This window comes from Leptolyngbya sp. BL0902, assembly GCF_016403105.1.
GTDB lineage: Bacteria > Cyanobacteriota > Cyanobacteriia > Phormidesmidales > Phormidesmidaceae > Nodosilinea.
In genome coordinates this window covers 839,280-861,183 of record NZ_CP046155.1, presented here as the reverse complement: position 1 = coordinate 861,183, position 21,904 = coordinate 839,280, and the positions used below count along the sequence as shown (strand labels likewise).

Here is a 21,904-nt window from a genome sequence, read left to right as displayed (position 1 = left end):
CATTTACTCACCAATATTTGGAGCACTCAACAATGACTCAACATCTTTTCGCTACTATCGTCACAGCTACCGCTGTAGCCGCCAATAACCGAGGAGAAGGGGACGGTAGCACCCTTTCCACTCTGCAAAAGATTACCCGTGGTAACGATCAATACACGACTATTAGTGCTGAAGCTATTCGTTGGGGCTTACGCGAATATTTTCAACATCACAACGAGTCGGTAACGAATCGCACCTTTAACCCAGATACAGATAAGTACAGCTTCAAAGATGAACGTTTTAGTGCCGAAGACTACATTGATGATGATTTGTTTGGCTATATGGACGCCAAAAAGGGCAAAGATAATGAGGATGCTACCACCAAACGGCGAGGTGCTTTAGAAATTAGTCGGGCTATTAGTCTCGATCCTTACTGGGGAGACATTGCCTTTGGGTCTAAAGGCGGTGAGAAAGGTAAAACCTCTATTCACCAAACCGAGGTTCACTGTACGGCTTATCAGTACACCGTGGCCCTTACCCCAGAGCACTTGAAGAATCCTGCCCGTGCTGCCTTAGCCTTGGATGCAATTGCGGCGGTGCGTCATGTTGGTGGTAATCACTCACGATTCCTATACGACTTTCACCCAGAATCTATTGTTATTCGTGTCACCAATGATCCAAGTCCCTGGATTATGGATAGCTTCAAACGCATGGGTGATGCAGTAGGTTGCCCTAAACTTCTTAGGTTGGTTGAAGTCGGTGATGTGGCTGCTAATGAATTGATTGTCGCTGGTGAAATTGCTGATACACCCTATGGAGAGAAGTTAGGGGAATTGGGCGTTGGGGTTTTCCGTAGCGTTAAAGAAGCGATCACCACTGCTAAAGCACTACTCAAGGTGGAGGTAACGGCCTAATGCAGTTGTACCTCGATTGTCCCTGCACTAGCTTCCCTCGAAGCTTTGCACGGGATTATAAGGAAACCTATCTCTATCCACCACCGTCAACTGTCTATGGGCTGCTGCTTTCGCTAATTGGCGAGGTAAATATGGAAGCCCATCGAGGAGTCAAACTAGCTTTGGGCATCATTGGTGATGATCCGCCCATTTCTCGCATTGTGAGGAAACAGCGTCATCACAAGTTTAGCAAGACTCACATGGGCACCTATCCCACTAGTAAGTTCTCAAAGCCTAACCATCAGGAGCTTCTAACTGACTTGAGAATAGCCGTTCAAGTTGACTCCAGTGAAGAGACAGCAACGATAAAACTAGCAGACCGAGTAGAAATTGCCCTTGCTACTCCATCCCAAATTACTCGTTTTGGAGGTCTGAGCCTAGGCGAATCTTGGGCGATGATCAATGGTATCCGCTTGTATCGAGAAACAGATGGTACAGTTCGCTGGCTAGTGAGAGATAATCGTGGTTTAATTAGCCTTCCTATATGGATTGATCGGAAGACAGGGCAGGGAACCTTTCAACGCTTTAGTTGGAGTGATGAGTTTCAGGTAGATTGTTTCACAAAAATACCTACCCCTTTGAAAGCTGTTTTAAGTTCTCAAAAGGGTAAGCAGCTACGAAAGAAAACCTGATGTTTTTTCTTTACAGTTTTTGAACCTTGAAAATTAAATATTTATTAGCCACATAAAAACCTCTGATGCCTTTAGGCGATTTTGTCTACCAATGCACCCATACTAAAGATCACTTGATCTTCAAAGAAAGTTCTGAAGTACGAGTGTTCTTTCTTTAAAAGATGGCGAATTACACGTATCTTTTAAGTCGGAAATAAATTCTCCTGCTTCTGTAGTCATAGTTGGTTTATTCCACACAGTTAGGATTTCAACTATGACTATCACTTCCACTGAGGCTTTGGTAGAGTCTCAAGAAACAATTCGTGTTAATGCGCTCCATGCACTGAATTATTGCCCACGGCTTTACTACCTTGAAGAAGTTGAACAACTCTATACCCAGGATGCTTCTGTCTTTGCGGGGCGGCGGCTTCATGTGGAGCTTGAGAAAGATGAAGATGGCGACTGGCAACAGTTTGTTCTGGAGAGCGAGAAACTAGGGTTACGCGGCAAAGTTGACGCTCTCCGTACCCGTGGGGGCCAAACAATTCCCTACGAGCATAAGCGAGGCCGCTGCTACCGAGACAGCAACAATAAGCCCCAAGCCTGGGAGAGTGATCGCATTCAAGTCTTGGCCTATGCCTTGCTCATTGAGGCTGAGTTGGGAATTATCGTGCCAGAGGGGCGGGTTCGCTACCATGCTGATAATGTCCTAGTTCATGTGCCCCTCGACGACCAGGGACGACAGGACGTGCTCAACTGCATTGATAAGGCTAGACAACTACGGATGTCCTCAGAGCGGCCTCCAGTAGCCACCAACGAGCGTCTATGTGGCCGATGTTCTCTCTCCCCAGTTTGTCTACCTGAAGAGACTCGGTTGGCCCAGGGGACTACAGAGCAGGTGGTGCGGCTGTTTCCTGAAGACGATGAGCGCCAGGTCATTCATGTGACTGAGGCAGGGACTCGAATCGGCAAAAGCGGCGACCAGTTCAAAATCACGAAGCGGGATGGCCAGGTGGTGACGCTTCCTTCCCGGCAGGTGAGCCAATTGGTGGTCCACAGCTTTGCTCAGTTATCTACCCAGGCGATTTACTTCTGTGCTGAGCAGGAGGTGGGGGTTCATTTCATCTCTGGGGGTGGACGCTACCTAGGTAGTTTGGATACTCGTCAGGGCAGCATCCAGCGCCGCATTCAGCAGTACAAGGCTCTAACGGACTCTGAGCAATGCCTCAAGCTCGCTAAGCAGCTTGTGGAGTGCCGTGGCCAAAGCCAGCGTAAGTTTCTGATGCGGGGCCAGCGCAACGCTGATGAGCACAGGGAAGCCCTGGAGCAGACGATTGCTCAGATGCAAAGGACACTGAAGGGGGTATCTACGGCCCAATCTACGGCATCTCTCCTGGGACTGGAGGGCAATTTGGCCGCCCTCTACTTTGGAGCTCTCCCCCACCTCATCTCAGATAATGTGGCCCTAGGGATGAAGTTCTCTGGACGCAATCGACGGCCACCCAAGGATCGTTTTAACGCTCTGCTGAGCTTTGGCTACTCTATGCTGCTGAAGGATGTGATGAATGCCATTCTCACCGTTGGTCTGGAGCCAGCCCTAGGGTTCTATCACCAACCCCGCACCCAAGCTCCACCCTTGGCCCTCGACCTAATGGAGATTTTTCGGGTGCCCCTGGTGGATATGCCCGTCATGGCCTCTGTAAATCGCAACCAGTGGGATGTGGATGAAGATTTCAACGTGCAGCGGGATCAAGTATGGCTAAGTGATGCAGGTCGCCGCAAGTTCATTAGCCTGTACGAACGCCGCAAGGAAGAGCAATGGAAACATCCGGTTACACAATATTCCCTCACCTATCGCCGCCTCATTGAACTGGAGGTAAGGCTACTGGAGAAGGAGTGGATGGGTGAGGGTGGTTTGTTCGCTCAGTTGGTAGTGAGGTAGTGACATGGCAGAAAGCAAGAATTACTACCTCATCTGCTACGACATCCGCGACCCTAAACGCTGGCGGAAAGCCTATAAGCTGCTGAAGGGTTATGGCGAGAGTATTCAGTTCTCTATCTTTCGCTGTCGCCTAAGTCAACGGGATCGAGAGCAATTGCGATGGAAGCTTGAAGAAGTCCTTGCTGAGGAGGATAGTTTATTGATTGCTGGCCTATGCCAGCGGTGCGTACAGCGTATCGAGGCTTGTAATCGGCCCGAAGCTTGGGATGTGGATCACAACCTACACCAGATCTTCTGATGCAAGGATCTCTGATTGTCGTAAATCCTGTTGATTGAACTCGCGCCGAAAAGCTTACCTAGCAAGGTTTACCATGCTGTTATCCCCCCTGGAGATGCTTGCAATTCGTGAAGGCTTTGTGCTGTAAGGGTTTGAACACAGCAGGAGTTGGTAAAATCAGCAGTATGGAGCAATGGCACGATGCACCGCTTTCCACCTTGCAAATCAGGCTCTCAAAAGCTTGTATAGCAAGGATTTCAAGGGGTCGCTGTGCCGAACCTCTGATGCCGTAAGGCGTTGAGCACGCTATCGTGATATCGCAAGTGGGCAGCCTGCCGATCAGTGCCGAACCTCTGATGCCGTAAGGCGTTGAGCACGCGGCGCAGGCAGGTTTGGGCTGATTTGTAGGAGGGAGTGCCGAACCTCTGATGCCGTAAGGCGTTGAGCACGCGACGCCGCAGACGAACAGCGCAGGCTGCGGCCCGAAGTGCCGAACCTCTGATGCCGTAAGGCGTTGAGCACCGATTACCCTCTCTTTCACTTAGTTGTAAAACACTTGTAAGTGCCGAACCTCTGATGCCGTAAGGCGTTGAGCACATAGGATCACTTCCGTCAGCATCAATGACACAACTGTGCCGAACCTCTGATGCCGTAAGGCGTTGAGCACGCAACAGGCACCCTCACCCTAGGCATTCCTGGCAGTGCCGAACCTCTGATGCCGTAAGGCGTTGAGCACTGGCCAATGGTGGGGTAAAGTTCCCGCCAGATGAGGATTGGGTGCCGAACCTCTGATGCCGTAAGGCGTTGAGCACACCTACTTCGAGCCGACCTGGTTTGTGAGTGAGCCGTGCCGAACCTCTGATGCCGTAAGGCGTTGAGCACAAACAAGAAAAATCATCCGTAACAACCAAGTACCCGTGCCGAACCTCTGATGCCGTAAGGCGTTGAGCACAGGGAAGAAGTCATATTCCATACGTTTAAGGTCAAGGTGCCGAACCTCTGATGCCGTAAGGCGTTGAGCACATCAGAAACCAAAAAACAACCAGAGAAACGAACAAGTGCCGAACCTCTGATGCCGTAAGGCGTTGAGCACTCGGACGTTTGGTACTGGACATCTCGAAGTTTAGGGTGCCGAACCTCTGATGCCGTAAGGCGTTGAGCACAAAATTGGACTCATGCCAGAGACATCATTGAGCCGTGCCGAACCTCTGATGCCGTAAGGCGTTGAGCACGTACACATAAGGGATAAGAAACAACCTAGACGTTTGTGGTGCCGAACCTCTGATGCCGTAAGGCGTTGAGCACTTAGGCAACTTTTAATTAGTGGTCATTCTGTGGGTAGTGCCGAACCTCTGATGCCGTAAGGCGTTGAGCACGGACGTCTTGGGTTGGGGTTAGCGGGGCCAGTGCTCGAACGGCAAGTGCCGAACCTCTGATGCCGTAAGGCGTTGAGCACTCCGCGTCAATCACCACATTGGCCGTTAGGTACAGTGTGCCGAACCTCTGATGCCGTAAGGCGTTGAGCACTTGTTAGACAGGCATAAAGACGAGTGGATCCGCTCGTGCCGAACCTCTGATGCCGTAAGGCGTTGAGCACAGTGAGGTAGCCCAACTGGTGCAGCAGGCGTTAGAGTGCCGAACCTCTGATGCCGTAAGGCGTTGAGCACTGTATGGATTGGCGTAGGCAGGCCCACTTGAGCGACTGTGCCGAACCTCTGATGCCGTAAGGCGTTGAGCACTTGCGGATGCTCAGGCGTAGGGCAAAGGCGAACTGGAAGTGCCGAACCTCTGATGCCGTAAGGCGTTGAGCACGTGCAAGTTGACCTACCTCGGCCCGATGGCGGGGGTGCCGAACCTCTGATGCCGTAAGGCGTTGAGCACCTTCTTCTGGCTGGCAGCGGTTTAGGGGCACATCTGGTGCCGAACCTCTGATGCCGTAAGGCGTTGAGCACATATGCGGGCTTCTAAAGGTCAATTTCAGCAGTTGGTGCCGAACCTCTGATGCCGTAAGGCGTTGAGCACTCAGCGACTCTTTTACCCAGTCATCCGCATGGAGCTAGTGCCGAACCTCTGATGCCGTAAGGCGTTGAGCACAGCCAGGTGCCGTTGGCGCTGCCCAGGTCTTGAATGTGCCGAACCTCTGATGCCGTAAGGCGTTGAGCACACCACGCCGAATAAATGCCCCGAGGATGTGGCCCTGTGCCGAACCTCTGATGCCGTAAGGCGTTGAGCACGCCTCCATGTCCCGCGTTTGGTTCAGCAATTTGATGTGCCGAACCTCTGATGCCGTAAGGCGTTGAGCACGCAACACTGCCATCATCCGCAACAACAACCAAGGATGTGCCGAACCTCTGATGCCGTAAGGCGTTGAGCAAGTAGAGATGGAGGCCAGCACCAAGCAGCAGTTGTCCTACAAATAACAAGCCCCCTCACTCCCCCCAGAACGGCTATAGCTCGACCGTCCCCCACAGGAGCGCCCTGCTGAGTCGGTGTCGTAGGGACATTCACAACTTCCCTGCACTGGGGCACGGCTAGGGGTGCCGCTGGGGTTGGGGAGCGGGCTGCTGTCCTTGGTGGCTGCTTGGGCGGGGGCGGGGGCTGTACCAGATCGATCTCCCCGGCGATAGTCCCACGGCATCACGGGGTTAGGCTGATTCCAAAAGTTGAGGCGCTGCTGTTGGGCTTCAGCTTCGGCCTGAAGCAGTAGGTCTTGGGTCTGGGGACAACTGCTGAGGAATTGGGTATAGACCACGGCATGACCTTCCCTCACCATCTGGAGGTTGACGAGTTGGCCCCCGGCGTAGACTTCCGCCACCATGCGCCCGTAGCGGTCGGTATCGGCTTCTCTAAACTGAATGGTAGAACCCCTAGGGGTAAGTTGTCGGAGGCGTTCGGCGGCGGCTGGCCCCCAAGGGGTTTGGGATGTTTCAGGGGCGTCGATACAGGCAAAGCGCACGGTGACGGTCTGGCCCTGGTAGTCCATGCGTAATGTGTCGCCATCACCCACGGAGATAACGGTGGCCACCGGAAGGTTGAGGCTGGCCACAGCGGGGGCTGGATCGGTGGTGGTGGCTGCTACTGGTGGGGCCGCTGGTTCTGGAGTAAGCGCCTGGTCTTCGGTGGCCTGGGGTGCCTCGACGGCGGGGGATGGTTCGATGATTACGACCGAGGCTGGAGGAGCTTCAACCGCTGTGGTACAGCCCCCCAGCAACAGCAGGGCTGCTAGACCAAATTGCCAGTGTTTCATTGCCATGTTCCGATGTCAGCCCTTCTAGAGTACCCATGGCACGATTAAGCTAACTGCTCGGAAGACAATGACATTATTCATCTGTGTCATTCAGTAACGCTTGAAGTCGCTTATGGTCTGCTAAAGGTAATTTCTCTAAGCCAGATGGATTTTGTCTTAAGAAAGCTCTTAAAGTTTTTCTATAGAGAGAAGTACCAGAACCATTTATGAAGTCGTAAGCCCAACGAACAACCTGTTCATGCTGCTTCTCGCGCAGTGCATGGTAGCTAGATATATCGTTTCCGATCTGAGACATGAGATTAACCATAGCTGAGTTTAGTTCAATCGCACTATATTTATGTGTTCGCTCTTTCTCGTCGGCTGTAGTAACATAAGCAAAAAACCTTAGTTAGCGATTTAGATCATGGTGCAGACGCCCTACTTCTTTGCTCAAGCTACTTCGGGTTCATTGAATGTGTTGCCTCACATCACTGTATTTATAGCTGGCGCTACTCTCGCTCTGACTTATGAGCGTTGGATAGTTGAAAATCGACTTAGTTCACAGAAAGATAAGCTGGAAAGTGAACTAGAGCATGAGAAGCGTGATAAAGAGTATTGGCAAAGAAAGGCCAACGATGCTGCTAAAGATGTGGAAATAGCATACCAAGCTCTTGACGAAACCCTAAAGACCATAAATCAACAAGAATTAAGCACAAATGACATTGTTAGATTGAATCGTATTCTAGGAAAACTGAAAAACTGGGAGGGATTAAATGAGGAGTTGAATGACTACAAGGTTGCAGCAACTGAGTTGCAAAGAAAGCTTCCTTATTTGTCTAGAATAGCTTCTAAACAGGCTATCAAAGAATACAAGAAAAACTCTGTTACCTTACCTGAAATTCTCCCTTGGAATCGAGAGAAGAAGATTCAAAGATTTCAGAGAGATATCACTGGCTATGTGAATTGGATTTATGATTGCATGTATTTCACTGGCCATCCAGACAACAATCCTTTAAGTCGCTTTGTTGAAAAACCTTTACTTTCATCAGCAGACCCCTATGTGGCAGCCATAACATATATAAGGGATCAAGGTGGCTGGGAGCGTTTGACATCGAATCAGGTGCAATACTTGAAGATGTTCTTTGATGAACTCCTGATGCAACTGCCTGATGAATTCAATGGCTAACACAATGCCTAATAATTGCCATCCTTAAAGAGTGCAGCGGTAGTAGTTAAGTAAGGACTGGACTGCTGATAATAAGCTATTTCTTTGTGTTTGATTTAGTGCTTCAAGGTTGTAGATTTCCGCATAGATTTCTCTTAGAAGTTGGCATCTACTGCGACCAGCATAGTTTGCCATAAGTATCCCTCTAGGTAAAGAGTCATACTCACAACTTCTTATACGCAGAATGCTATCAGGACAGATAATGTAAAGCTTTTAAAAAGGCTAAAGCTTCTATTGTGTCAATAAGACTAAAGGCTAAGCAAGCCGCCACAGCTTACCCATCGCCGTCACTTCAGCGGCCACCATCTTGCCCTCCAGCGCCTTGAGGATCGCCCTGGTCGATTCCTGGTGCAGTTCCGCAAGGCTAGCAATGGCCACCACGCTCTGTCCTTCCAACTCACTACAGCAGTTCAGTACCTTCAGGGCCATGCGCTGGGGTTCGTCCAGGTGGGGCGCAATCATATCCTGCTGAGTTCTGGGCAGCTTGCGGAAGTAGGCCAGGAAATCTGTGGCCTCGGTAATCGTGGTGAGGGTGCCGGAGTACATGGTTAAGCCTGATGGGGTTGAGGCTATTGTGCCCAGAATCGGGCGAAGACTCACACCCCCCTATCCGGGTGAACCTCACCCACCTAAACGGGTGATTCAGCTTGTCTTGAGTGAGACTGAGTAGACCCAACCTAAACGGGTGATAGGGGTAAACCGGATAGGGTGGACTCTGGGAACCATGATGTCGGGGCACCTGACCCGATTCGGGCCACCCCTGATCCAAAACTCCCCTGGTGAGGCTGTAGGAATAATTCTCAATAAGGAAAGCTGAAGTAGGCATTCTACGAAAGAATGCGGGTTTGAGGCTCTAAAACTGTCGGATTTTTGCCTATTTTACCGACAGTTTGTAGAATGATACTTATGTATGTACCTGTTCGCGCCAAAAATGAGGTTTACCGGAGTCGAGAGCATCTGACCCTGGAGGAAGTGACGCGCTTGATTGAAGCAGCGGGTGAGCGGGGGCGTCATCGGTTGCGGGATCAGACGTTATTACTCTTGATGTTTCGCCATGGCCTACGGGCAGGTGAGGCGGTGGCGCTGCGGTGGGATGCCATCATGTTTGACGCTGGGGCCATCAGCATTAAGCGGCTGAAGCGGGGCGAGGGAGGGGTTCATCGGTTGCAGGAGGATGAACTGAAGGCTCTGGAGCAGGTGAAGGAACGATACCCGGAAAGTCTTTATGTATTTGTCAGTGAGCGGGGGGCGAAGCTCAGCACCGATGCGATCTCAAAGATTGTGGGCAGGGCGGGCCAGGTGGCTAAGCTACCCTTGCCCGTTCATCCCCATATGTTGAGACATAGCTGTGGCTACCATCTGGCGGAACAGGGGATGCCCACCCGCGACATCCAGGCATACCTAGGGCACAAGAACATTCAGCACACCGTGAGGTACACAGCGGCGAATCCCAGGCGGTTTGACCGGATTCAGTGGTAGGAGGAAAGCAGTAGTGGAGTGGTTGCCTTTGAATTTAGATGAAATACCAAGGTGCCCTGGAGTTTATGGGTTTTTGAGCCGTGAAGACTGGCTATATATTGGTAAAGCTGAAAACTTGGCGAAACGTCTTTCACGGCGACATCCGGCCCTCAATGTGGCATTGAGTCTAGAAATGGCTATTTCCTACTGGTATATGTCCAGTGAATCCCCAACTCGCCTAGAACAGAAGTTGATTAAAGATTTGCTTCCTGCTTGGAATGGAGGCACTTCCCATGAAGATATGTCGGAAAGACATCTTTATTCAGCGCATGGCGTCTTCTGTAATGTGGATTTTAGTAATAGGGAGGAATTTATCAAGACACTCTATGATATGGGAACCTTACATCCTCAAAGGCTAATTTACTACAGTGATTGGCAAAAACAGAGAATTCTGAGTCAGAAGCCTTGCTTTGAGCGAACTCCTGTAAACCAATCAGACGCCGATGAGGCGCTAAGGAGTTTGTGGAGTTAGCTATGAAAAAGGACATTCTCTATTCTCTGGGGCAAGCGCCGAGTGGTGAACTGGTTCACATTGCAGACGCCGAACCTAATCGTTCCTACCTGTGTCCATCTTGCCAGCAGCCGTTTGTCCAGCACCGGGGTTCTCGCAAGCGGCCTCACTTTGCCCATAAAGTGCTATCGCCCAACTGCACTCCCGAAACAGCGCTACACCACGGCTTTAAGACCTTGCTCTTTGAGAAAATCCAACGTCATTTGGTTGAAGGAAAACCGTTGCCGATAGCGTGGGACTGTCCAAAGTGCGAGGGTTCTCATGCAGGGAATTTGCTCAAGAAAGCGGTATCGGTAGCCGTGGAGCATAGCCTAGGCGAACGACAGCCGGACATCACGCTATTTGATGAACATCAGCGGCCTGTTGCAGCGATTGAGGTGGTTGTGAGCCATGCGCCAGAGGAAGAAGCCCTAGCCTTCTATGATGCCAATCGTATTGCGGTAGTCACGTTTAAGCTGACCTCAGACCAAGATATCCACCAGTTGGACGCCGATGGCCTAAAGCCCGATACCGTCAGTGTTTGCCCTAACCCTCGGTGTTCTAGGTGTGGTGAACCTATGCCTAAGAAACGACTGCTGATTATTGAGGGCAAATGTTGGAAATGTAATGCCCCCATGAAAGTAGCGGCTATCCAGGGCGATATGGGCTATGAACCAGACTTTAGCCCCAGTGATGCCAAGTTAGCGGCCCAGCATGGCGTCTTCATGAAAACGCAGTACAGCAAGATAATTAGAGAATCCTACATTGCTAACACCTGTCGTCGATGTAACAAGTTTGTTGGTGGGCATTATCTGTTCACTGAATATGTTGCGACAGACTACCCGCGCCTAGAGCTAGATGCGGGTTACTACTGTCCTGATTGCCAGATCTAATGGTGGCTTATGACACCTTTCACAGGACTGTCCTACAGGACTGTTTCATTTGATGAAGGGCTGGGAATGCTAGGGGAAGCGCCCAAGAGGTAACGATGCCTACCGTTGTCGATGATCCCCAGACTCTAGAGTTCAACCTTGCCACCACTGGCCAGTCAGCCACCAGCGATACCTTGGTTTCTATCGGGGGCAACCTACCCTATGTCTACCTGGTGCCGACCGGGAAGCTGCTGGATGTGTTCTTGGCCCTGAATGCGTCGAGCCGCAACCTGAAGCGGGCGGCGAGGACAAAGGCACGGCAAAAGATGAATGCGTGGCTCTATAACCGGACACGCCCTGGCTTTGTCTGCTTCATCAAGGAAGGCGTGTTCCATATCGCCTATGCGGGACAACCGGGGGGTGCCGGGTCTCAGCACCACTGGCACATTTTTTGTAATGAAGGGTACAAGGCCCAGGTCGAGCAAATCCTCCATGGGACGATCCTCACCACGTCTAGCCCTTCCACCTCCCAGGCCGGGGGCAACTACACCAAGGAATGGGGTGGGCTATACCTCCGTTCTGAGGCCGAGATTCGCATCGCAGAAGCCCTGGAGCAAACGGGGCTACTTTACTTTGCCAATGTTCGGGGTCGAGTGGGGCTGCAAGATACCATCGTCAGCGACAGCCAGCTTACAGGGCGGGTAGAGACTGATTTCATGGTGTTCTACCAAGGGGTGGGCCTCATCTTGGAGGTAGATGGACAACACCACAATGCTCAGGATCAGGCGGTACGAGACTATGCCCGTGACCGAGTGCTGCTGAGGGCAGGACTGCCGACGGTACGGTTCACGGCCCAGGACTGTCTAAGGCGACCCCAGCAGGTGGTAGCGGAGTTTGTGTCCATCCTCAAGGAGCAGCGCCGCCCGGAAGCCACAACGCCCTATGTTGAGGTAGTCTAGGGCTGTCCTGTGGGACTGTCCTATAATGGCAAAGCAACCGTCCAACACCATCCAACAGTAATTGTCTCCATGGCTTCAGGACAGGATATTAGCCAAATCTACAATGCGTTCCACCACCTCTTGAAGGACTTGGAACCCTTCGTCAATGTGACCGAGATGCATTTAGCCTTTGACAAGGATGGTAATGTCTCCCTGATTGCCCCAGACTTCACAGAACCCCTAAAGGCTGACCCAAAGCTACATCGGTTAGTGCGAGAGGAAATGCGTCAGGTGATTGCCAAGTATCGCTCCATACACTCAGACCCGTTCGCCATCCAGCAAGACAACTCCTAAGCCAAATACCGCTCCACTGACCAATCGGGCGGCTTGGGAATGGTGTGGTAGCCCTGATCGCTAACCCGTCGATACCAGGTCAGTTCTGATACATGGAAGTCTACATAGCTGGGCACCATGAGCCCCTTGGCGACATACAGCGGCTCGATATAAAGCTGCCCTTCATCGTCGTAGAGGTGAAGGCTAACGTTGCGCGGCTGGCCCTGGCGGGTACGGCTGGTAATTTCCACCACCACGCCATAGCCGTAGCGGCCTTGGTAGGGGTCTTTCAGCTTCACTAGGTCGCCGCAGGTGAGGGTTTGGGGCTTAGAAGGCATAGGGCCGTTTCTATTACTGGGAAACCTGAGTGGCCTGAATCGAAAGCTGGGCGATGTCCTCAATCCGTTTGGAGGCATTCAAAATCTCGATTCCAACGACATGGCCATCTTTGTCGTAGTCGAGGATGACCCCTGGTTTATCCTCATCGCTTTCATCAATAGGAGCATCTGACCAACGGATTCTCAAAACGTCTACTTCAGAGTCGTACTTGGCTTGCATGATCACCTCCAGTATTTGTTAAGTTTGCTGGTTCTATAAACGGTAACAACTCTAGCGGGGGAAACGGCGGTATTGACGAAGACCCGTAGGAGATAGGTTTTTCCCTGTGTCCCCTCAAATCTGCTTTGGTAAACCATGAGGCCATCTTCCTCGAACTGCTGTTCTGGATCGGCTAAGACCATCTCCACAAGCTGGAGCGGAATGCTGCGTTCGCCCAATCCTTCGATGGCGTGACGAGTCAACCGATAGTCCATCGCTACAGCTTCTCCACTTTCCAAGCGGTTTGTGACCCATTCTTGCCAGCCCTGGTGAAGCGGAATCCATAACGCTCGAAGGATGGGCCAGAGAGCGAGGCCAGCCCTAGGAGGTCTGCGAGGTCTTGGGTGCTAGGTCGCCAGTCGTGATCCGCCATGGCCTGAAGCTGCTCGAATCGGGCCAGGGGATTGATGGGGGCCGAGGGCTGCTGCTGGGCAAGGGTGGCCACCAGGGCTTGCAGTAGCTCTAGCTGTCCAGGTGTCTCGTAGGACGGCCCAAGCATGGCCCCTGCTGTTGGGACGATGTACTGTCCTGGAGTCTCGCGGGACTGTCTTGGGGTGGGGTTGACGATAGCCGCTGCTTCATCCAGGGTCTTGCCATCCTGGATGAGGTCATGGAGATCATCCAATAGGGCCAACTGGTCTTGATTGACGTAGGCTTTGTTCTTGCGCTTAATCGTTTCGATGCCCAGTGCCTTGATGCGGTTGAAGACCTGGGAACGAGCCACCCCGTAACGGTCGGGCAAGCTTTGAAGAGGCAATTCATCAATATCAATCGTGCTAGTCATGGCAGGTCTGTCCAGTGGACTGTCTTGCCACCCTACCCACGATAATCGCCGCTGTGAACTCCAGAACAGATATGGTATTATTGTACTATCACACTACATCCACGTTAGCCCTAAGCCATTTGGCCTAGGGCTTTTTCATGGCAGTAGCTCATCAAGGCTGACCTGCTTTCCACTCTTGCACCGCCTTCTCAATGGCCTTGGCGGCAATGTAGGCCATCGACCGATCCTCTGCCTTAGCCATCCGGGCTAGGTCTTCCTTGAGATCAGCATCGAGATAAACCGAGAGGACTTCTTTTGTAGTGGCCATGGGAGATGTTCTGGGGATAGCCATCATCCTAAATGCTTGAAAGTACCCTAGGGTAATGTACTTTACCTTAACGTGCTTTACCTTAAAGTACATCCGTGCTATCGAACAGGGAAGTCAGCGCACACCGGATACACCCACTACCGCACAGCTCTGGTGCAGCGGGGATACAGGCAGCGCACAGGCTCACAGCCCCGATTGATGAGGGGTTGGCCGAATTCCCCTAGCAGGACACACCGATGGAAAACGGATCACAGTACGCCCCCTTGCCCGTTGAGGATGTAACGCCCGGTGTGCAGTCGCACAGCCCCCCGCACCGTGGGCGCACCTACAGCACCCAGGACATTGCGAATCGCTATCCCGACATTGAGGTGAAGGCATCCACCGTTCGCACCCGCTGGTTTGAGTGGTTACGACGGGTGGCCCCCGAACCGTTGCTGAAGGATGGCCGCCGCTATACCGACTTCGCGGCTGATTTGTTTGATGACTTTGCCCAGCGGGTGAAGCGGGATGGCATGGACTCGAAGGCGTGGGTCGAGGACGCCAAGCGCCGTTATGCCCATGAGTGGAGTTCGGTGGGGGTGATGGATGGCGAGTTGATGCCGGAGGAGGTGGGGAACGCCCTAGCGCTGGTGCAGACCCAAGGCAGTTCTCTCCAGGCCACCTACCAACAAGAGATGGCAGATATCCAAGCCTTTGTGGATCAACTGAACACCGCTGAGGATGACTTCTCTGAGGCGGAGCTTCAACGGTTTAAGGCTCAGGGGGCATTGCGCGGAGTGAAGCGCTTCAAGGTGGAAACCCAAGCGGAAGTTAGCGCCTACAACGCCCTACGGCAACAGCGGATGCAGGGAAAGGGTGAACCATGACTAGGTGGTGTTCTTGGGGGCGAGGGCCACCCCATCCACCCCCGACAGACCCTAGGCAACGGTTTTTAGATCCAGTAAGATGAGGTGCAATAGTACAAATGGCTTGGCCCTTTGGTGGACAGTCCTGGCGCGGTGAAGACGGCGAGGACGATATGACCGATGAGGATTGGGCGAAGCGTGGCCACGAACAGGCTATGGCGATGCGGGAAGGAGGTGAAGCCTTCGACTCCAGCCCAGATGAGGATGGCATTCCCACAGGAGGCTACTATAACGGGGACTATCCCGACGCTTGGCACGACGAATGTAACCGTAGGCTCGATGAGGACGAATACTATGAAGCCGAAGTTCAACAGGGTTTTTGGAGCCTATTTAGAGCAGATAACGCCCGACGTGAGGACGAAGATTCTGAGTAACCTCCGCTCTCCTGCGCCCCTCATGGCCCGAATTAAATACTGGATGCGGAAGGGCATGATTCGTCCGGTTTCTAGTGACTTCTGCCTACCGCCAGGGGAATAACGGACTAAGCCGTATGGCCGATAGATGAAATAAGCGCCTATCCCCTGGGAATCCTAAACTCAGTACCTTGCGAGAGTATTACCCTTGGCATTGCCGAGGGTTTTTTATTGGATGGGTGGTGTGTTGGTTAGATTCCTGGGCACACTAAGCCTATCGTTCCAACTAAACCCCCTAATCAACTCAAGAATCCGCTACAAAGCCTTGGGGGACGGTCGTGAAAGCCATAAAGGCCATTCACCATCGGAGATATCCATGTTCAAGCTTTATCTGACCGTCTTTGCTCTAGCCGTGCCCTTAGCGTCCTGTGGGTTTTCCCAGGCTACCGCCCCAGAAATTGCGCCACCTGCTGCTGTTGCGGCTGAAGCCCCCCCAGTCGTCGAAACAGACTTTCTCACCTTGGGCAAGCAGCAAGGTTATGAGGCAGCATTGGCCGCGCAGGGGGCCACTGAGAACCAATGGCGGTCTGTCTCTCAGCAGTGGAACACCGCCATTAACTCGCTGAGCCAAGTTCCTGCGGATCATCCTGACTACGCCGAGGCCCAGGCCAAGATCGCTGAATATACCGCTAACTTTGAGGTAGCGCGGAATCATAGTCAAGCTTACGAAGCCAAGCTAGCACAAGCGCGAGCAGAGGTTCGACAAGCTCCCATGCAAAACTTCGCGGCTGAGCTAAGGCGCATTGACCCCAGTGGCCAGTTGGTCACTCGCGTAGCACCAGACCGATTTATGACAGACTGCGATACCTGCATCGACATCACCGTATCCTCTGGATTTTTAGGGCTCAACAAAGCTACTCGGCAAGAAGTCGCTACTCAACTATGGACGATTTGGGTCAGGTACAGCGGTGTTACTGATGCAGACAAAGCCCGAATCCGTCTAATCACCCAGAGCGGTAAGAAAGTTGGTGGTAGTGGCATGATGGGCGGATCAATGATTTACGTTGATGATTAGTTGCCCTGTTCAAAGCTCATGGCACCACACCTGATTCAGAATCTAACCTGTTGGGCACTCTAAGCCCAGTGACTTCAGGTGCAGTATGAAAGACGCTCCAATAACCCCAACTACAGTACGGCCCCTGCGAGTGGTGGGAGCGGTCGGCGCGGGTGTGGTGGCGGTGATGCTGCTGACGACGGCGATCCATGCGGGGAGTCACCAGTATCGACTGTGGAGGGCCGGGGGCGTTTGGTGTGCCACCCTAAGCCCCGATGGCACCGTTACTGAAGCCTATGGCGTTGAGGCGTGTGGTCAATGAAGCTGGACTGCTGTAGCCGATGTAAGTTCTATGCCCGCAGTCCTCTCCTGGTCTGTGGTGTGCATCCTACGGGAGTGGAGGAAACCCACTGCCCAGACTTCGAGCTTGACCTGACCATTCCCGACGCTGAGACAGTGGCTTGGTATGGGGAACCGTGGCAACCAGAGGGGGCTAGCTACTACGGGGATGACCTGGTGCTAGAACCTGTGCAACGGTTGACCCAGGCCCAACGGCTGGAGCTGCTGGATAGTCACCCCCTGTTTACGGGACGATGCCCCCATTGTGAAATGCCTTTGCTTCAGACCGAGCCGCCCCGTGTGCATTGGGACTGTGAGCATTGCGGCTGGGTGGATAATTCGGTGTAGAGCTTCCCTGGGGATGCGAACGACTCTGTAAGCCAACCAACGCAGGCTTTTCTATTATACGCGCTGGGAATCGGCGCAAGGGTCGGAGCCATGCAAGGCAGGAGCGGTGCTTCGCTGGTGTTTTTGAGGTCTGCCTTGCCCTTGCGCCTACTCTTGGGAGTGACATCCTCTCTGGAGCGCGTGCTTAAAGCCTGTTGCGTTTGGTTGTTGTCATGCTTGCAGTTCCGTTTGAGTTCGTTCAGGGTTTGGCGGCTGAGTTCGGTGCGGTTGAGTGCGCCTGGAGGGAGTCGGATCGCTCGTTCACGGGCTTCGTGGCTGAGGTGTGGTTCGCTGAGTTGCCTTCGGGCTTTGCGGCTCGGTGGGCGGCGGTCGTGGGCTACTTCGTGCTGGTGCGCTCGGTGTCCTCTGGGCCGGGGCGCTTTGCGGTGTCGGTTCCTTGTGTGGTGCCCGGTGGCCAGGTGGCTCTGGTCGGCGGTGTGCGGGGTGGTCGGGTTCGCTGTCGGCTGGTGGGCTAGTTTCCTGGGGGGCTGCGGCTCCCCTTTTTTGTGCGTTGGCCCTAGATTTTTAGGAACTAACCTGATTGAGCTTTTCCAAGGTATAGCGAACTTTCGCCTTAATGTTATTGAGATGATCAACCTGTGATGTCAGTTGGTCGAGAATGGCTAGCTCTTTTTCTGACAGCCCTTCTTCTGCGTTGCGACTCAATAAGTCATGGAGTTGGTCTTGTGACTCTGGAGATAGAACGCTATTGGCCAAGGCGGTGAGTTCATCGTGGCTTAGCCCTATCAGTAAATCAGGATCATGATCGACCGTTGCCAGCCGTTGATAAGTGGCTAAATCCAATAAGACGGCTACTCGATGACCCAAGGCATCGACTACATAGTGAATATCCTGAATCATGGCTGACTCCACTGACAGGCTCAATCTAGTATATTGCTCAGCCCATCCCCCTCAGAACACACCCTCTCTGGAGGTAACATGGGCCGCGCTGTCACGCCGCCCTCACCTTCTGCAAACCTACCTTCCAAGACCCCACCCGCACACCCCGCCGAGGGGTCAGGCGGTAAAACCTATCCTATGTCTGCACCCTCATCCAGCCAACATGCTCTACATCGTGGGTGAGCCTGCCTTTCCCTCCGCGCCATTCGTGGCCAAGCTCTCAATGGCTGCTATCTACTCTCTATATAGTGCCAAGGCAGTCTCATAGGACAGTCCACTGGTCAGCCAAATGACTTAGATGGTAGTAACGGTTTAGTTCTGGGCAAGCTATCTGTAGTGGACATTGAAGCACCTATGAAATCGTCTGCCCTTGGCCTGCCACTGGCCAGGGGCTTTGTTTTGGCATAAAGAAACCCCCACGCCATTGCTGAGGTGAGGGATTGTCGTTAGAAGTTACGGGTTGAGTGTTCCCTGGATGAAGGGAAGGATCTCAGGGGTAAGTCATTCGTCGTAGATCTGCTTAGCGAGGGATAAGGTTGCCCTTCGGGCTTTGATTGCCGCCTTAGCGCTTGGGGCGTCTACGGCGAGTGCCGCCCCACAGCCCCGGCACCCCAGGCATCGACAAGCGATGCCCCGATGGAAACCTACTCTAGGCGGCGAAATGCCCTGTGCCACCTGCCGCCCCCACCCCGGCACCCCAGCTATCCTCTAAAAACCTATCCTGTGTACCCAGCCCCCAGCAGCCACCCGCAAGCCTAGGGGGGTTATCTGCTTAGCCCAATAGCGTTACGGGGCGGCGGGGGTCGCTTACCCAAAAGGTTATCGGCTTCGGTTCAATACCCGCCAGGGGGCATGGAAAACAGACGCCCCACGGACAAGCTTGATGGAGGCTACCAACGCCTGCTGCCAACTATTCAGCGAGGAAGTTTCCCACACCCCCCGGCACCCGCCGCCCAGGGTGGGAGTTTTCTTCTGTGAAAGACCATGCCCGCCCCCACCCCCCGCCCACCCACCCTAGTTTCTAGACAGAGGAGAAGAAGGTGGCCCCGGCCCCGGTGCGGCCCTCGGTGATCGTGGCCCCGGCCCCCGGCTGGTGGATCTGGTCTGTGGCCCCCTGGCCATCCGTCCGGTAGGGTGTCCCCCTTGTAGCGGTTCCGGTCGGTGGTGGTGGGTTAGGCATCCCGCCCCGTGGCCTTTGGGGTGGGTGGGTTGCCGTTCCTCTCAGGCTTGCGTCTGCTGCCGTTGCTCTGCTGCTGCCGCCCTTGCGCCCCTGGGTGGCTCTCACATTTACTCCGGTCGGTTTCCGCCTGCTAGGTGGCTTGGCTTGCCTTGCGCCTACTTTGGGTCTACCCTTCCCTGCCGGGTTTCCGGTTCCCCGCTAGCGGTTCCCCTGGTGTGGTGGCCTTCGCGCTGGTGTCGCCCCCTTGCCTGTCCTTATTATAGCCTAAAACTTGCTAAATTTAGCAAGTAATCTGCACTAAATTTAGTACAATATAGAGAGTGTTTTAGGTGGTTTCTATGTCTGCTGCTGCTTTGGTTGCTGGTTTTCCGTGCGTGGGGTTCTCTGGTTCCCGTTCCCCTGCTGCTGCTTCCCTGTCGGCCCTGTCTGGGCTGGTTCCCGCTGTGGCCCCCGGTGCGGCTGTGGTGGTGGGTTGTGCCCGTGGCATCGATCACGCGGCCCGTGTGGCGTTCCCCGGCGCTCAGGTGTTCTTTGCGTCCAGCTTTGGTTCTGGGCGGGGTGCTTTTGCCGCCCGTTCTGTGGCCTGTGTCCGCGCTGTGTCGGCCTCTGGTGGGGTTTGGGTGTCGTTCCCCGCTTCGCCCTGCCCTGCTGGGTTGCGGCCCTCTGGGCGGTCTGCTGTGGCCTTCTCTGGGCTGGGTTCTGGCACTTGGGCTTCTTTGGCTTTTGCCCTGGGTTCTGGGGTTCCCTGTCTGGTGTTCCTCCCCTCTGGTGTCCCCGCCCCGGCTGGTTGGGGTTTGGTGTCCCTCGGTGGTGGATGGTTCCACGCCGCCCCCGCCATTGTTCAGCCCAGCTTATTTTAATGGTTCACTTGTATTAAACTCTCTTAACTTGCTAAATTTACCAAGTAAACTTGCTATAATTAGCAAGTAAGCATTAAGGGGGTTTAGCCATGGTCACAGCATTCAACATTCTGTTTTCCGCCGCCGCCGTTCGCCGTCTGCTGGGGTTGCGGCCATCGGCCCAAGTTGAGATCCGCCAGTTCTTCAAAGTGATCTGGGTTTGGGTAAAAGGACAGCGCCCTACCTTTATCAGCAAGCGTGTATTCATGCAGCACTTTGTTGATTTTCGCAAGGCCCAGATCAAAGGGTTGAAGGTCACAGAGCGTCTAGATTTAGCCAATCACTACACGGTTCGCAATCTACACAAAGATACCGCCTACGTGGTGGAAGTTCGCCGGGAAGGTGTGTTTTGTACCTGTGATGACCTCAATAACCAGCTTGAATTTTTCGGCTGGGGATGTTGCAAACATGGCTATGCCGTTCTAGCCAAACTAGGCTTTGGTTCGCTACGGGATTACATCAAAGCCAAAACAGTTATTCCATTCCCCAATGTGGCAGAAAGACCAGCCCGATACGCCGCTTAATTTCGCGCCCTGGACATGGCCTAAAACTGTCCCCTGTGACGACCACACAGGTTTATCCACCCAGAACGAAGAGGAAATTATGAGCATTGAAGACTATCTGTTAAACGGCAAGTTAAGAGCCTATAGCTCAGTTGGTTGTTATCCCATCCTCTATCTAAATGCTCAGGGTTCGGTACTATGCCCCACCTGTGCAGATGAAGACAGAGAAAGCGTTAAGGCCACCGCTATTAACTGGGAAAATCCACAGCTTTTCTGCGATGGATGTAGCGCAAGGATTGAATCAGCCTACGCAGAAACCGCTTAATCCCGTGCCCTGGACATGGCCTAAAACTGTCCCCTGTGACGACCACACAGGTTTATCCCCAGAACGAAGAAGGACAAAAATTATGGCTAAGAAAGCCCAGGCTACGGATAAGTTTCAGCTATTGACCGATAAGATTTTGACACTGATGGAAGCCGGGAAAACCCCATGGGTGAAGCCTTGGTATTCTACCCCCTACGCTAACGCGATCACCGGGCATCAATATCAAGGTATGAACCCCCTGATTGCCACTATTGACGTGATGCTAAACGACTACCAAAGCACCTTGTTTGTGGGGTTTAGCCAAGCTAAGGCGTTGAATTGGAAAATCATCAAAGGCAGCAAGGCCACCTGTCTCGTTTGGGGCGGACGAGCTTGTAAAGAAGTGACGGATGCAGCCACGGGAGAAGTTAGCCAGAAGTTCTTCAATGCGTTCAAGTGGTTAAGTGTCTTCAATCTGGATTGCATCGACGACAGTGAAGCCACCACCAAGAAGGAGCATTATCTAGCGAAATATCGCAAGGGTGGAAACAACGCAGAACCCCGCCTAGATGTAGCTGAGAAGTTCATCAAAGCCCAGAAGGCAAAGGTCAAGTTTGGCGGCGATATGGCTTGCTATTCATCCAATCAAGACACCATTCAAATGCCCACCTATGAAGACTTTACGAGTGCTGAAGCCTACTACGCCACCTTTGCCCATGAACTAAGCCACTGGACAGGCCACAGCACCCGCCTAGACCGCAAGTTGGGCAATAAGTTTGGTTCCCAAGCCTACGCTTTTGAGGAGTTGATTGCAGAGTTAAGCGCCGCCTTTATTTGCAATGAATTGGCCATGACCAGCCAGCTAGAAAATCACGCGAGTTATCTATCGAATTGGATTGAAATTCTCAAGTCCGACAAGAAGGCATTTCTACAGGCTGCAAGCCAAGCCCAGAAGGCTTCTAAATTCCTGCTGAGTAATGCCGGAATGTTGGCCGAGGACGAAGCCCTAGCTGCTTAATCCCGCGCCC

The 21,904-nt window shown here is 53.0% G+C and carries 28 protein-coding genes and 1 CRISPR repeat array; of the genes, 19 read left to right on the top strand and 9 right to left on the bottom strand.

Going from position 1 to position 21,904, the window contains the following annotated elements; all coding sequences use genetic code 11:
* The first annotated feature begins 32 nt into the window (after nucleotides 1–32).
* From cas7i to cas2, 4 genes are all read left to right on the top strand, one after another.
* Nucleotides 33–893 (top strand): type I-B CRISPR-associated protein Cas7/Cst2/DevR, encoded by an 861-nt coding sequence (gene cas7i, locus GFS31_RS03980; protein WP_198806974.1) that lies wholly within the window; start codon nucleotides 33–35, stop codon nucleotides 891–893.
* On the top strand, nucleotides 893–1,564 hold the full coding sequence (gene cas5, locus GFS31_RS03975; protein ID WP_198806973.1) for a type I-MYXAN CRISPR-associated protein Cas5/Cmx5/DevS: 672 nt from the start codon (nucleotides 893–895) through the stop codon (nucleotides 1,562–1,564). Before cas7i ends, cas5 begins: the two co-directional genes overlap by 1 nt.
* 253 nt (nucleotides 1,565–1,817) lie before the next feature.
* Nucleotides 1,818–3,485 carry a type I-MYXAN CRISPR-associated endonuclease Cas4/Cas1 gene (locus GFS31_RS03970; protein WP_198806972.1) on the top strand — a complete coding sequence of 556 codons (1,668 nt, stop codon included), beginning with the start codon at nucleotides 1,818–1,820 and terminating at the stop codon, nucleotides 3,483–3,485.
* 4 nt (nucleotides 3,486–3,489) lie between these two features.
* Nucleotides 3,490–3,783 (top strand): CRISPR-associated endonuclease Cas2, encoded by a 294-nt coding sequence (gene cas2, locus GFS31_RS03965; RefSeq protein WP_198806971.1) that lies wholly within the window; start codon nucleotides 3,490–3,492, stop codon nucleotides 3,781–3,783.
* A 249-nt stretch (nucleotides 3,784–4,032) separates the two neighbouring features.
* Nucleotides 4,033–6,137: direct repeats of the CRISPR family, unit length 35 nt; unit sequence GTGCCGAACCTCTGATGCCGTAAGGCGTTGAGCAC.
* Between the two features lie 35 nt (nucleotides 6,138–6,172).
* Here cas2 and GFS31_RS03960 read toward each other — a convergent pair.
* The gene (locus tag GFS31_RS03960; protein ID WP_198806970.1) at nucleotides 6,173–7,009 is read right to left on the bottom strand and encodes a thermonuclease family protein; all 837 of its coding nucleotides are present in this window, start codon (nucleotides 7,007–7,009) and stop codon (nucleotides 6,173–6,175) included.
* Nucleotides 7,010–7,412: 403 nt separating this feature from the next.
* Between GFS31_RS03960 and GFS31_RS03955 the strand changes: the two genes are divergently transcribed.
* The gene (locus tag GFS31_RS03955) at nucleotides 7,413–8,174 is read left to right on the top strand and encodes a hypothetical protein (RefSeq protein WP_198806969.1); all 762 of its coding nucleotides are present in this window, start codon (nucleotides 7,413–7,415) and stop codon (nucleotides 8,172–8,174) included.
* Nucleotides 8,175–8,468: 294 nt separating this feature from the next.
* On the opposite strand, the gene GFS31_RS03950 is transcribed toward GFS31_RS03955, so the two are convergent.
* Nucleotides 8,469–8,759, bottom strand: coding sequence for a hypothetical protein (locus tag GFS31_RS03950; RefSeq protein ID WP_198806968.1), 291 nt, complete (start codon nucleotides 8,757–8,759; stop codon nucleotides 8,469–8,471).
* Between the two features lie 360 nt (nucleotides 8,760–9,119).
* Between GFS31_RS03950 and GFS31_RS03945 the strand changes: the two genes are divergently transcribed.
* The 5 genes from GFS31_RS03945 to GFS31_RS03925 all read left to right on the top strand — a co-directional run bounded on the left by GFS31_RS03945 (nucleotide 9,120) and on the right by GFS31_RS03925 (nucleotide 12,385).
* Complete coding sequence (locus GFS31_RS03945; protein ID WP_198806967.1) at nucleotides 9,120–9,692, top strand: tyrosine-type recombinase/integrase; 573 nt, start codon at nucleotides 9,120–9,122, stop codon at nucleotides 9,690–9,692.
* A gap of 13 nt (nucleotides 9,693–9,705) precedes the next feature.
* On the top strand, nucleotides 9,706–10,203 hold the full coding sequence (locus GFS31_RS03940; RefSeq protein WP_198806966.1) for a hypothetical protein: 498 nt from the start codon (nucleotides 9,706–9,708) through the stop codon (nucleotides 10,201–10,203).
* A 2-nt stretch (nucleotides 10,204–10,205) separates the two neighbouring features.
* Nucleotides 10,206–11,114 (top strand): competence protein CoiA family protein, encoded by a 909-nt coding sequence (locus GFS31_RS03935; protein WP_198806965.1) that lies wholly within the window; start codon nucleotides 10,206–10,208, stop codon nucleotides 11,112–11,114.
* A gap of 95 nt (nucleotides 11,115–11,209) precedes the next feature.
* Nucleotides 11,210–12,052, top strand: coding sequence for an endonuclease domain-containing protein (locus tag GFS31_RS03930; RefSeq protein WP_198806964.1), 843 nt, complete (start codon nucleotides 11,210–11,212; stop codon nucleotides 12,050–12,052).
* Nucleotides 12,053–12,121: 69 nt separating this feature from the next.
* Entirely contained in the window at nucleotides 12,122–12,385 is a 264-nt protein-coding gene (locus GFS31_RS03925; RefSeq protein WP_198806963.1) for a hypothetical protein, read from the top strand.
* Here GFS31_RS03925 and GFS31_RS03920 read toward each other — a convergent pair.
* The 5 genes from GFS31_RS03920 to GFS31_RS03900 all read right to left on the bottom strand — a co-directional run bounded on the left by GFS31_RS03920 (nucleotide 12,382) and on the right by GFS31_RS03900 (nucleotide 14,052).
* Nucleotides 12,382–12,702, bottom strand: a complete 321-nt coding sequence (locus GFS31_RS03920) for a hypothetical protein (protein WP_198806962.1) — start codon at nucleotides 12,700–12,702, stop codon at nucleotides 12,382–12,384. The genes GFS31_RS03925 and GFS31_RS03920 overlap by 4 nt on opposite strands.
* Nucleotides 12,703–12,715: 13 nt before the next feature.
* Complete coding sequence (locus tag GFS31_RS03915) at nucleotides 12,716–12,922, bottom strand: DUF2283 domain-containing protein (protein ID WP_198806961.1); 207 nt, start codon at nucleotides 12,920–12,922, stop codon at nucleotides 12,716–12,718.
* A 2-nt stretch (nucleotides 12,923–12,924) separates the two neighbouring features.
* Nucleotides 12,925–13,176: a DUF4258 domain-containing protein gene (locus GFS31_RS03910; RefSeq protein WP_198806960.1), complete on the bottom strand. Its 252-nt coding sequence runs from the start codon at nucleotides 13,174–13,176 to the stop codon at nucleotides 12,925–12,927.
* A gap of 2 nt (nucleotides 13,177–13,178) precedes the next feature.
* Entirely contained in the window at nucleotides 13,179–13,745 is a 567-nt protein-coding gene (locus GFS31_RS03905; RefSeq protein ID WP_198806959.1) for a hypothetical protein, read from the bottom strand.
* Between the two features lie 151 nt (nucleotides 13,746–13,896).
* Nucleotides 13,897–14,052, bottom strand: a complete 156-nt coding sequence (locus tag GFS31_RS03900) for a ribbon-helix-helix domain-containing protein (RefSeq protein ID WP_198806958.1) — start codon at nucleotides 14,050–14,052, stop codon at nucleotides 13,897–13,899.
* A gap of 236 nt (nucleotides 14,053–14,288) precedes the next feature.
* On the opposite strand from GFS31_RS03900, the gene GFS31_RS03895 reads away from it, so the two are divergent.
* The 6 genes from GFS31_RS03895 to GFS31_RS03870 all read left to right on the top strand — a co-directional run bounded on the left by GFS31_RS03895 (nucleotide 14,289) and on the right by GFS31_RS03870 (nucleotide 17,566).
* Nucleotides 14,289–14,918: a hypothetical protein gene (locus tag GFS31_RS03895; RefSeq protein ID WP_198806957.1), complete on the top strand. Its 630-nt coding sequence runs from the start codon at nucleotides 14,289–14,291 to the stop codon at nucleotides 14,916–14,918.
* Between the two features lie 98 nt (nucleotides 14,919–15,016).
* A complete protein-coding gene (locus GFS31_RS03890; protein WP_198806956.1) occupies nucleotides 15,017–15,331 on the top strand; it encodes a hypothetical protein in 315 nt (104 codons plus the stop codon).
* A 355-nt stretch (nucleotides 15,332–15,686) separates the two neighbouring features.
* Nucleotides 15,687–16,385, top strand: a complete 699-nt coding sequence (locus GFS31_RS03885) for a hypothetical protein (protein ID WP_198806955.1) — start codon at nucleotides 15,687–15,689, stop codon at nucleotides 16,383–16,385.
* Nucleotides 16,386–16,470: 85 nt separating this feature from the next.
* Nucleotides 16,471–16,686 (top strand): hypothetical protein, encoded by a 216-nt coding sequence (locus tag GFS31_RS03880; protein WP_198806954.1) that lies wholly within the window; start codon nucleotides 16,471–16,473, stop codon nucleotides 16,684–16,686.
* A complete protein-coding gene (locus tag GFS31_RS03875; RefSeq protein ID WP_198806953.1) occupies nucleotides 16,683–17,051 on the top strand; it encodes a hypothetical protein in 369 nt (122 codons plus the stop codon). Before GFS31_RS03880 ends, GFS31_RS03875 begins: the two co-directional genes overlap by 4 nt.
* Before the next feature lie 212 nt (nucleotides 17,052–17,263).
* A complete protein-coding gene (locus GFS31_RS03870) occupies nucleotides 17,264–17,566 on the top strand; it encodes a hypothetical protein (protein ID WP_198806952.1) in 303 nt (100 codons plus the stop codon).
* Between the two features lie 49 nt (nucleotides 17,567–17,615).
* On the opposite strand, the gene GFS31_RS03865 is transcribed toward GFS31_RS03870, so the two are convergent.
* On the bottom strand, nucleotides 17,616–17,951 hold the full coding sequence (locus GFS31_RS03865; RefSeq protein WP_198806951.1) for a hypothetical protein: 336 nt from the start codon (nucleotides 17,949–17,951) through the stop codon (nucleotides 17,616–17,618).
* Nucleotides 17,952–19,011: 1,060 nt separating this feature from the next.
* The gene (locus GFS31_RS03860) at nucleotides 19,012–19,170 is read right to left on the bottom strand and encodes a hypothetical protein (RefSeq protein WP_198806950.1); all 159 of its coding nucleotides are present in this window, start codon (nucleotides 19,168–19,170) and stop codon (nucleotides 19,012–19,014) included.
* A gap of 338 nt (nucleotides 19,171–19,508) precedes the next feature.
* Between GFS31_RS03860 and GFS31_RS03855 the strand changes: the two genes are divergently transcribed.
* From GFS31_RS03855 to GFS31_RS03845, 3 genes are all read left to right on the top strand, one after another.
* Complete coding sequence (locus GFS31_RS03855) at nucleotides 19,509–20,030, top strand: hypothetical protein (RefSeq protein ID WP_198806949.1); 522 nt, start codon at nucleotides 19,509–19,511, stop codon at nucleotides 20,028–20,030.
* An 89-nt stretch (nucleotides 20,031–20,119) separates the two neighbouring features.
* Nucleotides 20,120–20,593: a hypothetical protein gene (locus tag GFS31_RS03850; protein ID WP_198806948.1), complete on the top strand. Its 474-nt coding sequence runs from the start codon at nucleotides 20,120–20,122 to the stop codon at nucleotides 20,591–20,593.
* A 386-nt stretch (nucleotides 20,594–20,979) separates the two neighbouring features.
* Entirely contained in the window at nucleotides 20,980–21,894 is a 915-nt protein-coding gene (locus GFS31_RS03845; protein WP_198806947.1) for an ArdC family protein, read from the top strand.
* Nucleotides 21,895–21,904: the final 10 nt, after the last annotated feature.